This window comes from Cellulomonas sp. Leaf395, from assembly GCF_001424125.1.
Taxonomy (GTDB): domain Bacteria; phylum Actinomycetota; class Actinomycetes; order Actinomycetales; family Cellulomonadaceae; genus Cellulomonas.
Window position 1 is genome coordinate 373,231 of sequence record NZ_LMQI01000005.1, and the last position, 12,230, is coordinate 385,460.

Here is a 12,230-nt window from a genome sequence, read left to right on the forward strand (position 1 = left end):
GCTGGGGTGGACAGGTTCCCATGTCCTCCGTAGCGTCTTTCGCATCCACAAGGCGGCGGCGCCAGTCGAGTTCCGGATCTCCGGACCTCGCGGTCGTCGCCTTCGTGCATATGGCGCCAATGTCGCTGTCACATCGGTCAGGTGGGCCTCTGAACCACCCGGCCGTCCGACTGGACGACCGAAGGGCGCGACCTATGTCAACGACGTTCGACAAGCTTGTGATGGAACCTCGGCAGAGCGAGCAGATCAAGATCAAGCCGACCAGGGCGACCGAGAACGCGTCAGCCCAGAGCCCGTCCCTCATGCTGCTGGTGCTGCTGGCCTGCGCCGGCGTCATCATCTACGCGGTGTTCCTGCTCAACCCGGCGAACCGGGGCGACTGGCTGCCGTACTCCCTCGTGATCGTCGCGGAGTCCGTCCTCGTGGCGCACGCCCTGCTGGCGATGTGGACCGTGCTGTCCAGCGGCTCCGACCCCCGGGGCTTCACGTTCCACCACGCCCAGGACCGGCTCTACGACATCGGGGAGATCATCCGGGACGGCACCGAGAAGGACCCGCAGGCGTGGCGCATGTACCTGCAGGAGTGGCCCATCAGCGTCGACGTCTTCATCACGACGTACGGCGAGGACCTCGAGACCATCCGACGCACGGTCTCGGCGGCCGTGGGGATGCAGGGCAAGCACGACACGTGGGTGCTCGACGACGGGCGCTCCGACGAGGTCCGTGACCTCGCGGCCGCGCTCGGTGCCCGCTACGTCCGGCGGCTGTCCACCAACGGCGCCAAGGCAGGGAACATCAACCACGCCCTGTCGATCGCCAAGGGCGACTTCTTCGTCATCTTCGACGCCGACTTCGTGCCGCTGCCGCAGTTCCTGCACGAGACCGTGCCGTTCTTCGCCAGCGACGACGTGGCGTTCGTGCAGACGCCCCAGGTGTACGGCAACCTCGACACGGTCATCTCCAAGGGCGCCGGCTACATGCAGTCGGTGTTCTACAAGTTCATCCAGCCGGGGCGGAACCGCTTCAACGCGGCGTTCTCGGTGGGGACCAACGTCATCTACCGACGGTCGGCGGCAGACTCGATCGGCGGCATCTACTCGGACTCCAAGTCGGAGGACGTCTGGACGTCGCTGATGCTGCACGAGAAGGGCTGGCGCACGGTCTACATCCCGACCGAGCTGGCCGTGGGGGACACCCCGGAGACCGTCGAGGCCTACACCAAGCAGCAGCTGCGCTGGGCCACGGGCGGCTTCGAGATCATGCTCACGCACAACCCGCTGTCCCCGAAGCGCACGCTGACCATGGACCAGCGGATCCAGTACCTGGTGACCTCCACGCACTACCTGACCGGCATCGCACCCCTGCTGCTGATCCTCGTGCCGCCGTTGCAGATCTACTTCAACCTCACCCCGATGAACCTCACGATCACCCCCATGACGTGGCTGCTGTACTACGCCGGCTTCTACGTCATGCAGATCCTGGTGGCGTTCTACACGCTGGGCTCGTTCCGGTGGCAGGTGCTCCTGCTCGCCGCGGTGTCGTTCCCGATCTACACCCGCGCACTCATCAACGCCATCTTCAAGAAGGACCAGAAGTGGCACGTGACCGGCCAGAAGGGCGCCTATCGGTCGCCCTTCGCGTTCATGATGCCGCAGGTCCTGTTCTTCCAGTTCCTGCTCATCACCACGGTGGTCGGCGTGTGGAAGGACCTGGGCAACGGCTACCCGAGCCTTGCGCTCGCGTGGAACGCCACCAACACCCTGATCCTCGGGAGCTTCGTCCTCACCGCATGGAAGGAAGGCCACCGCGCCCGAGCCGCCGTCAAGGCGCAGCGCGCCCCCCGTCATGACCTCGCGACCGTCCCCGCCACCGCACTTCCTGGAGGTGCCGCATGACCTGGACCAGCCGCATCCGACTACTCGGGGGCATGCTTCTCGTGCTCGTCCTCGCCGCCCTGGCGACCTATCAGCTCAACGAGACCCGGGGCGTCGCCGTGAGCGACTCCGCGCAGATCCTCGCCAAGACCTACGGCGTCGGGACGCCCTACTCGGGCCTCGTCGTCGACCAGCTCGTCGACGTCGGTGACCCGGTGACCACCGGGCAGCAGCTGTTCGTCATCGACTCCGCCACCCTCCAGTACGACGTCGAGAACGGCTTCGCACGCCCCGCGACGGAGGCGACCCAGATCGACGCCGCGGGCCGGCTCGTCGTGCTCGCCACGGGCGACGGCGTGGTCACGGAGGTCATGTCCGAGCGCGGCACGTTCGTCCAGTCGGCAGCCCAGCTGGCGACGGTGCAACGCGCGAACACCCTGTACGTGCAGGCCGAGTACACCCTCACCCCGAACGAGTACGCACGAGTGGCGGACGACGCCACCGCCACGGTCGTGCTGCCGAACCAGCGCGCGATCACCGCGCACGTGTCCGAGGTCCAGGTCGAGACGGTCGCGGGTAGCGCCCAGGCGGTGCTCACGCTGACCGGGGCCTCTCTCAAGGACGGCGCGGAGAACGGGCTCGTGTCCGCCGGAACGCCGGTGACGGCCGAGCTGCAGCTGGACAACGACGGAGTGGTGACGCGCACCGCGGCCTCCGTCAAGACCTACCTGGGAGGACTCTTCGGATGACCACTCGAACAACTGACACCCTGACCGAGGTACGCCCCCCGCCCACGTCCCGTCGCCGGTGGTGGGTCATCGGACTCGCGGCCGCCGTCGTCGTCACCCTGGTCGCCGTGCTCGTGGCGGTCGCCCCCTGGGCGGACGACGACGCGGCCTCCGGCGGAGACGACGGCGGATCCGCAGGTTCGGCCCCCGTCGCCGACGTCGACGGACCTCCCGACGCCACCCCGCCGGAGGTGGACTCCGCGGCTCTCGTCGCCGGCGTCCCCGCCGACGCCGTGGCCAAGATCGACCCGGTGCGCCTCGCCCCGGGCGTCGTGCCGCCCAGCAACCGCTGGTACAGCGGCCTGGTGTTCGGCGACCAGCCTCAGCCGGTGTTCGCCGAGCCGTTGTCGTTCGGCCTGACCGACTCGGGCTTCACGCTCGGGCTGCCGAGCCCGACCGTGGATGCGAAGGTCATCATCGCGCCGCACGTGCCCGCCGTGACCGTGGACGCCGGGGCGGCCACCGCCCAGGTGAGCGCCGCCGACCCGGTGAGCGTGACCATCGACCTGCTCGACGGGTCGGGCGAGGTGCTCGGCAAGGTCGTCGTGGCGGCGGGTTCGCCGTTCGTCAGCCTGACGGCCGTGCAGGACGTGACGCTGAGCAGCACCGTGTCCGGTGGCAGCTTCGCGCCCGGCGAGGACGGCGCAGCCACCGCGGATGCGGGGACCTCGCAGTGGGGACTCGTCGGCGGCCAGACGGACGGGGGGTCGACGACGCTGAGCTCCGGCGCGACGGCCACCTGGTACGCGCTGCCTCCCGACGCGTCGGACGCTGCCGCGACGGCCCTGCGCACCGCGGCGGCCGACCCCGTCACCGGCGTGGACGTGACCTACGGTGTGGACGACGCCGTCGCCCGCACCACCCTCACGTACCGCACGGCGGGCGGGTCGCCCACGGCGTACGTCCTCATGCCGCACCACCGCGCCGGCGAGCAGCCGACGCGCGCGGACTGCGGGCTGGGCGCGTACCCGAGCGTCTACGGCGACCTGGAGCTGTGCGCCGGGTCGCAGCTGACGTCGTTCGCGCCCGCCGTGGAGGCCAGCCGTCAGCTCGACCTGGACGGCATCTCCGACGACCAGCGCACGACGATCGTCGACGCGCTGACCGCCGACGTCGCGGCCACGCCGGCCTTCCCCTCCGACACCTACTTCGGGGGCAAGGCGCTCAACCGCGCGGCGTCGCTCGTCGTGCTGGGCGAGCAGCTGGGCGTTCCGGACGTGGTGGCCGACCTGAGGACGACGACCGTCGACGCCCTCAAGGAGTGGGCCGAGCCCGACGGCTGCACCGCACGCGAGGCCAGGTGCTTCGTGTACGACGAGGCTGCCCGCTCGGTCATCGGCCTGACGCCGTCCTTCGGCTCGGACGAGCTCAACGACCACCACTTCCACTACGGGTACTTCCTGGCGGCTGCGGGCCTGCTCGCGCAGGACGACGCCGCACTCGCGGCCGAGCTCGCACCGGTGATGGACCTGCTCGCGCAGGAGATCGCCGCGGCCCTGCCGTCCGACTCGCTGCCCCAGCTGCGGTCCTTCGACCCGTACGCGGGACACTCGTGGGCGTCCGGGACGTCCCCGTTCGCGGACGGGAACAACCAGGAGTCGTCGTCGGAGGCGGTCACCGCCTGGAACGGGCTGGGCCTGTGGGCGCAGGCCTCGGACCAGCCAGAGCTCGCGACGGAGGCGGCGTGGCTCGCCTCGACCGAGGCGCTGACCGCTCGGGAGTACTGGACGGCGCCGGACCTCGAGCAGTTCGGCGGGTTCGAGCACACGATCGTGTCCCTCAACTGGGGCGGCAAGCGGGACTACGCCACGTGGTTCAGCCCCGAGCCCAACGCCATCCTCGGCATCCAGCTCATCCCGATGGGCCCGGTCCAGACCTCGATGGCCGACGGTGTCGACCCGGAGCAGATCCGGGCGTCCGTCGACGAGGCGACACCGGGCGGTTACGGCGTGCAGTTCGGCGGCTACCTGCTGATGTACCGGGCGCTGGCCGGCCCGGACGACGCCGCTGACGCCTGGCAGGAGGCGACGAGCCTCCCGGACGTCGCGGTCGACGACGGCAGCTCGCGCTCCGCGATGCTCGCCTTCATCGCGGCGGCCGGCTGACCGCAGCCCGACGCACACGACGACGCCCGCTCCGGCTTCCCGGGGCGGGCGCCGTCGTCCTGCCCACGCGCGTCAAGAGGTCGTGCGGGCGATTTCTCGGGTGATCCAGCGCTTGACTTTCACCCGACCCGGGGTGAGGGTGAGTTGAGGAGTGACACGAGTCACCGGGATACGCGCCCTCACCGTCGAGGGTGCGCGCGCCGGGTCGGCTCGACATCCACCCCCCGGCCAGCACACGGTCCGCGTGCCCTGGCCGACTCACTGCGGGCGACCCACCCACCCGCACGTACCGCACCGGGCTGATGCCGTCAGCCCAGGGCTGACCGGGTCCAGCGCAGCGTCGCGCTGGGCCTGACGGCCCGCACGTCAGAGCGGCCGTCGACGCACGGTCGCACCACCGCGCCCTCGGTCCCGTCGTCGACCCAATCGTCGGCGCGGTGTGCCGCACCCGAACGGAGACACCCGGATGTCTGCCCACGCACGACCGATCCCGTCCCGTCGTCCTCTCGATCGCCGGCGTCTCATCGCGATGGTGGCGGTCGGCGCCCTGCTGGCGTACCTGGTGCAGGCGATCGCCCTCCCGGTGCCGCGCGCCGAGGCGGTGGACGTCGGATCGGGCAGCTACGCGGAGGGCACGCCCACCGGCGGCGCGGTCCCCACGGAGTGCAGCAACACCCCGATCACCGACCCCCGGGCGCACGTGACGACGAACTTCCCGGCCGGCGCGATCCCCACGAACGACTGGTGGACCTCGCTGCTGTGGCGCAAGTTCAGCTGCGCGTCGGTCTCCGAGAACCTCATGGCGCACCCGCTCGCGTTCCACGCCTACACCGACGGGCTCGGGGTGAGCTACCCGACGACGGCGAGCATCAGCGGGACCGCCACAGGCGTGGGGGAGTACCACTACAACTACGCCGAGGACTTCCGCCTCGGGATCGCAGGGCTCGACGCGGACGGCAAGGTCGACGACTACTCCGACTGGACAGTGAGCGAGCTGTGGACCAACGGCAGCAGCAGCCTGCGCACCACGTTCGGGCACGGCCTGCCCTTCGTCTACGCGACGAAGACCGGTGGCAACGCGACGCTCACGGGCGCGGCCGCACCGACGGTCTGGAGCAACGGCAACGCAGCCATCGGCTACACGATCAACGGCCACGACTACGCGGCGTTCGGCCCGACGGGATCCACCTGGTCGGTCTCCGGGAGCACCATCAGCTCGTCGCTGGACGGCGGATCCTTCTTCTCCGTGGCCGTCCTGCCCACCACGCCGAGCAGCAGCAACGCCGACCGGGCGGCCGCGCTGAGCGCCTACGCGCCGTACGCGCACAACCACGTGACCGACACCGTGGTCTCCTGGTCCTACAACGAGACGACCGCCAAGATGACCTCGACCTACGCGTTCACCACGACGGCGCGCCAGGGCTCCGGCACGGGCACGGTCTACGCCCTGTACCCGCACCAGCGCGACAACCTCACGGGCGCCACAGTCAGCAACTACTCGTACACCTCGCCGCGTGGTCCCATGCGGGTCGTGGTCGGCAGCTCGCAGTTCCAGACCGTCTCCACGTTCAACGGCGTTCTCCCGCAGCTGGCGAACACCGGCTTCGCCGCGGGCTCCGCGGACGCCACGCAGCTGGACGGCTACATCTCGCAGGTCGCGTCCACCGACCCGTTCGCCGGCTTCGGCGAGGACACGTACTGGACGGGCAAGGCGTTCGGGCGTGCCGCGCAGGTCGCCCACATGGCCAACCTGACCGGCAACACCTCCGCCCGCGACGCCCTCGTGGGGGCGATGAGGACCCGGCTGACGGACTGGATGACGGCGTCCCCCGGGGAGACCACCCGGTCGTTCTGGTACCACCCGGGCTGGGGCACCCTGATCGGCTACCCGGCCTCGTACGGGTCGGACACCGACCTCAACGACCACCACTTCCACTACGGCTACTACGTGGTGGGGGCCGCCACGGTCGCGCAGTTCGACCCCTCGTGGGCCGCGGACTCCGCCTACGGCGAGATGGTCAACACCGTCATCAAGGACGCGGCCAACTGGGACCGCACCGACACCCGGTTCCCGTTCCTACGCGACTTCGACATCTACGCGGGCCACGACTGGGCCGCCGGCCACGGAGCCTTCGCGGCCGGCAACAACCAGGAGTCGTCGTCGGAGGGCATGAACTTCGCCAGCGGGCTCATCCAGTGGGGTCAGGTGACCGGCAACACGACGGTCCGTGACCTGGGCATCTACCTGTACACGACGCAGGCCTCCGCCATCGAGAACTACTGGTTCGACACCGACGACGAGGCGTTCCCCGCCGCGTTCGGGCACTCCACGGTCGGCATGGTCTGGGGCGACGGCGGCTCCTACTCGACCTGGTTCAGCGCCGAGCCGGAGATGATCCAGGGCATCAACCTGCTGCCGAGCACGGCCGGTCACCTGTACCTGGGCTACAACCCGTCGTACATCGGCCGCAACCTCGCGGAGCTCGAACGCAACAACGGCGGTCCGGCGACGGTCTGGCAGGACATCGTCTGGGAGTTCCAGGCGCTGGCCGACGCCCCGACGGCGCTGACGCAGTTCCGCTCGCAGGCCGGCTCGTACGCGGTCGAGGAAGGGGAGTCGCGAGCGCACACGTTCTACTGGCTCAGGAACCTGTCGGGTCTCGGCACGGTCGACCGCTCCGTCACGGCGAACACCCCGCTGCACGCGGTGTTCGTGAAGAACGGCGTCCGCACCTACCAAGCAGCCAACATGAGCGGGTCGGCGATCACCGTCACCTTCTCCAACGGCGTCACGCTCGCCGTCCCGGCGCGGTCCGTGGCCAGCTCGAACACCACGGCGCCGCCGTCCGACACGACGGCACCCTCGACGCCGGCGTACCTGTCCGCCTCGGGCACGACGGCGACGTCGACCACCCTGTCCTGGACGGCGTCCACTGACGACGTGGGCGTCACCGGGTACGAGGTGCTCCGCAACGGGTCGGTCGTCGCCACCGCGTCGGGCACCACCTACGCCGCCTCCGGCCTGTCGCCGTCGACGACGTACTCGTTCACGGTCCGGGCCCTCGACGCGGCGAGCAACCGCTCGTCGAGCAGCACCCCCGTGTCCGTGACGACGTCCGCAGCCGGCGGCGACACGACCGCACCGTCGACCCCCTCCGGCCTGACCGCGTCGGGCACCACCTCGTCGGCGACGACCCTGGCCTGGTCGGCGTCCACGGACGACGTGGCCGTCACCGGGTACGAGGTGCTGCGGGGTGGCACCGTCATCGGCTCGACCCCGAACCGCACGTACACGGCGACGGCCCTGTCCGCCTCCACCGCCTACTCGTTCACCGTCCGGGCGTACGACGCGGCCGGCAACCGGTCGGCGGCCAGCAGCGCGGTGAACGTCACCACCTCCGCGGGGTCGACGGGCATCGACGCCACCTCCCGGATCCAGGCGGAGGCGTGGTCCGGCATGGCGGGAGTCGCCAAGGAGACGACGTCGGACACCGACGGCGGCCAGAACGTCGGGTGGATCGCCAACGGTGACCACCTCCGGTTCGACAACGTCAGCTTCGGGAGCACCGAGCGCAGGACGTTCAGCGCCCGGGTGGCGTCCGGGGCGGCCGGGGGGATCAGCGGGCTGGTCAACGTGCGGCTCGACAGCCTCACGGGCCCGTCGATCGGGAGCTTCGCGATCGCCAACACCGGTGGGTGGCAGAGCTGGCGGACGATCCCGGCGAACATCCAGCCCACGACCGGCACGCACACGGTCTACCTGACGTTCGACTCGGGGCAGCCGGCCAACTTCGTGAACGTCAACTGGTTCACGTTCAGCTAGCGGACGCCCGCCGCGGTCCGGCAGCGTCGAGGCGCTGTCGGACCCGGCGCGTCACGTCGAGTCGCGGGCGATGACGTGGAAGACGTCGTCCGGCTGGGCCGGCGGCTCGACCGTGTCGTCCAGCGCGGCCAGGACCGCATCCGCGAGGTAGCGGGCCTGCGCGTCGACGGCCTGCCAGATCGACGTGAGGGCGGGTGCGGCGAGGCGTGCGGCGGGGATGTCGTCGACCCCGATGACGGCGACGTCCTGCGGCGTGCGCAGCCCTTGCGCGCGCAGCCCGGACAGGACCGCGAGCGCCACCTCGTCGTTGTAGGCGGCGACGGCGGTCACCGGCTCGGCACGAGCACGCCAGCTCCTCACGGCGGCGGCGGCGGACGCCACGTCGAGGTCGACGGCCTGGACCTGGGGGGCGGGCAGGCCGAGCTGCTCGCACCCGAGCACGACGCCGGCCAGACGCCGGTCCGCGAACGCCGCCAGCCGGTCGTCGCTCGGGGCGGCGTACGCCAGGACGCGGTGACCGCGCGCGGCGAGGTGCTCGACCTGGAGCTGCCCGATCCTGGTCTGGGGGACCGTGAACGTCCCGGGGTGGGCGACCTCGTCCAGCGCGCTGCCCACCACCTGGATGCCGGCCTGGCGCATCGCGCGCTCGTCCTCCTCGGCGAACGGCGCGAGGCCGAGCACGACGCGCGGCGTGATCGCCCGCCACAGCTCGGACAGCGGACGTGGACCCCTCGTCTGGTGGACGAGGACGGAGAGGCCGCGGTCGGCCAGTCGCGTGCTCAGGTCGTCGAGCAGGGTGTCGATGACCGGGCCGATCGTCCAGTCGGGCAGGACGCACAGGACGAGGTCGCTGCGGCCGGAGCGCAGGGTCCGCGCGGCAGCGGAGGGGGTGTAACCGAGCCGGGCGGCGGCGTCGCGCACCCGCTGCCGGGTGGACTCCGGGATCGTGACGCCGGTCTTGCCGTTCAGGACGTAGCTCACGGTCGTGCGCGAGACGCCGCTCTCCCGCGCCACATCAGCGCTCGTCAACCGTGGCACGGCCCTTTCGCCTCCCCGTTGCAGGTCCGCAACACCTTAGTCCGCAGCCTCTGAGCGCTGATCCGCACACATGTCCTCCCGGTTGACGCGCGTCCTCGGGTGGGTGAGTCTGCGAGGGTGGCCGGCCGACGTGGATCCCACTCGTGAACACCCTGCCGGGCGCTGTGCTGGACGCCGTCGCCGCCGCTCGCCGGCCGGAGACGACCGACGCGCAGTGGGCTACCTTCACGGCCCGCGTCGACCGGCACGTCGGGCGGCTGGGTCGCCTCCTCGAGGAGGTGTACGGGCCGGGGGAGGCCACGACGCACGAGCTGGCGCTGCTCGCCGGGCAGCTCGCGGCCAGCTGGCAGGAGCGGCCCGCCGACCTGCGCGAGCTCGACGACGCGCGCGAGGCGGACCCGACCTGGTTCACGTCGCAGCGGATGCTCGGCGGCGTCCTGTACGTCGACCGGTACGCCGGTGACCTCGCCGGGGTCCGCAGGCAGATCCCGTACTTCCAGGAGCTCGGCCTGACGTACCTGCACCTGATGCCGCTGTTCGAGGCGCCGCAGGAGAACTCGGACGGCGGCTACGCGGTGTCGAGCTACCGCGACGTCGATCCGTCGGTGGGCACGATGACGGAGCTGGCGGACCTGGCGAACGAGCTGCGCGCGCACGGGATCGTCCTCGTCGTCGACCTCGTGTTCAACCACACGTCGGACGAGCACGCGTGGGCCCGTGCAGCCCGCGCCGGCGACCCCGAGCACGAGGCCTTCTACCGGATCTTCCCCGACCGGACGATGCCCGACGCGTACGAGCGGACGGCACGGGAGATCTTCCCCGACGACCACCCGGGCTCGTTCGTGCCGATCCCGACACCCGACGGGCGCGCCCAACGATGGGTGTGGGCGACGTTCCACTCGTTCCAGTGGGACCTGAACTACGCCAACCCCGCGGTGTTCCGGGCGATGGCGGCCGAGATGCTCTTCCTCGCGAACCAGGGGGTGGACATCCTGCGGATGGACGCCGTCGCGTTCATCTGGAAGGAGCTCGGCACGGCGTGCGAGTCGCTGCCCCAGGCGCACCTGCTGCTCCAGGCGTTCAACGCGGTCTGCCGGATCGCCGCGCCGGCCGTGCTGTTCAAGTCCGAGGCGATCGTCCACCCGGACGAGGTGATCGAGTACATCGGCGTCGACGAGTGCCAGCTCTCCTACGACCCGCTGCAGATGGCGCTGATCTGGAGCTCGCTGGCCAGCCGGGACGGGCGTCTGCTCCAGCAGGCTCTGGAACGGCGGCACGCGCTGCCGCCCGGGACGGCGTGGGTCGGCTACGTGCGCAGCCACGACGACATCGGCTGGACCTTCGCCGACGAGGACGCCGCCGAGCTCGGCATCGACGCCGCCGCGCACCGGCGGTTCCTCAACCAGTTCTACGTCGACCGGTTCCCCGGGTCGTTCGCGCGCGGCGTGCCCTTCCAGGACAACCCGCGGACCGGGGACTGCCGGATCGCGGGCACGACGGCGTCGCTGGCGGGCCTGGAGGCGGGGGACGCGGGCGCCGTCGACCGGATCGTGCTGGCGCACGCGATCGTCCTGTCCACCGGTGGCATGCCGTTGCTGTACCTCGGCGACGAGGTGGGCCAGCTCAACGACTACGGCGCGCTGGACGAACCGGGTCACGGTGAGGACACCCGCTGGGTGGGTCGACCGCGGTACCCGGCAGCCGCCTACGGGCAGCGGGACGACCCGTCGACGGACGCCGGCCGGATCTTCGGGCGTCTGCAGCACCTCGTCCGGGTCCGCCGCCGCACGCCCGAGCTGGCGGGCAACGCGCTGATCACGTTCGACACCTACAACCCGCACCTGGTGGCCTATCAGCGCCCTGGGCCGGACACCCTGGTCCTGGTGATCGCCAACGTGGCCGACGACCCGCAGCACGTGGACGCCACGACGCTCTCGGGGCTGCCTGCCTCGGCCGAGGACCTGCTCGCCGGGGACGTCGTCACCCTGCGCGGCGGGATCACCGTCCCGGCGCACGGGGTCCTGTGGTTGCGGGTCTCTACGCGTGACGAGGGAGGACCCCGTGAGTGAGACCGGACCGACCGGGGTGATCGACCCCCGATACGGCGACCCGTCGGCCACCGCACCACCGTGGACCGAGATCGAGCGGCGGCTCGCCGATGCGCAGCTCTACTGGATCGTGTCCGTCCGCTCGGACGGGCGCCCGCACGCCGTCCCGCTCGTCGGCGTCTGGCACGACGGCGCCTTCGCGTTCTGCACCGGCCCGCACGAGCAGAAGGTGCGCAACCTCGACGCCGACCCGCACGTGGCGGTGACGACCGGCAGCACCGGGGCCGGCGGCTGGGACACCGGGGTCGAGCTGGTCGTCGAGGGCGAGGCGCTGCGCGTCACCGACCCCGACGCTCTCCAGTCGCTGGCCGACGCCTGGTACGCCAAGTACGGCGACGACTGGGTGTTCGACGTGCGTGGCGAGGGATTCGTCGAGCGCAGCGACTCGGGCGGGGGATCCGAGGGCGCCTGGGTGTACCGGGTCGTCCCGGCCAAGGTCCTGGCGTTCGGTGGCGGTCACGGGCAGACGGCCTACCGCTGCTGAGTGCGACGAG

At 71.1% G+C, this 12,230-nt stretch carries 7 protein-coding genes; 6 read left to right on the top strand and 1 reads right to left on the bottom strand.

Annotated features, from left to right (window positions below; translation table 11 throughout):
• Positions 1-221 precede the first annotated feature (221 nt).
• The 4 genes from ASG23_RS16320 (at position 222) to ASG23_RS16335 (ending at position 8,590) form a co-directional block, all read left to right on the top strand.
• Complete coding sequence (locus ASG23_RS16320; RefSeq protein WP_235521173.1) at positions 222-1,895, top strand: glycosyltransferase family 2 protein; 1,674 nt, start codon at positions 222-224, stop codon at positions 1,893-1,895.
• Positions 1,892-2,623 carry an HlyD family efflux transporter periplasmic adaptor subunit gene (locus tag ASG23_RS16325; protein WP_056027249.1) on the top strand — a complete coding sequence of 244 codons (732 nt, stop codon included), beginning with the start codon at positions 1,892-1,894 and terminating at the stop codon, positions 2,621-2,623. Before ASG23_RS16320 ends, ASG23_RS16325 begins: the two co-directional genes overlap by 4 nt.
• Positions 2,620-4,767, top strand: a complete 2,148-nt coding sequence (locus ASG23_RS16330) for a glycosyl hydrolase (protein ID WP_056027252.1) — start codon at positions 2,620-2,622, stop codon at positions 4,765-4,767. Before ASG23_RS16325 ends, ASG23_RS16330 begins: the two co-directional genes overlap by 4 nt.
• A 466-nt stretch (positions 4,768-5,233) precedes the next feature.
• Complete coding sequence (locus tag ASG23_RS16335) at positions 5,234-8,590, top strand: glycosyl hydrolase (protein WP_056028463.1); 3,357 nt, start codon at positions 5,234-5,236, stop codon at positions 8,588-8,590.
• Between the two features lie 51 nt (positions 8,591-8,641).
• On the opposite strand, the gene ASG23_RS16340 is transcribed toward ASG23_RS16335, so the two are convergent.
• On the bottom strand, positions 8,642-9,628 hold the full coding sequence (locus ASG23_RS16340; protein ID WP_056027256.1) for a LacI family DNA-binding transcriptional regulator: 987 nt from the start codon (positions 9,626-9,628) through the stop codon (positions 8,642-8,644).
• 143 nt (positions 9,629-9,771) lie between these two features.
• On the opposite strand from ASG23_RS16340, the gene ASG23_RS16345 reads away from it, so the two are divergent.
• The gene (locus ASG23_RS16345; protein WP_235521177.1) at positions 9,772-11,697 is read left to right on the top strand and encodes an alpha-amylase family protein; all 1,926 of its coding nucleotides are present in this window, start codon (positions 9,772-9,774) and stop codon (positions 11,695-11,697) included.
• On the top strand, positions 11,690-12,220 hold the full coding sequence (locus tag ASG23_RS16350) for a pyridoxamine 5'-phosphate oxidase family protein (protein WP_056027262.1): 531 nt from the start codon (positions 11,690-11,692) through the stop codon (positions 12,218-12,220). The genes ASG23_RS16345 and ASG23_RS16350 overlap by 8 nt, the downstream gene beginning before the upstream one ends.
• The last annotated feature ends 10 nt before the right edge of the window (positions 12,221-12,230 follow it).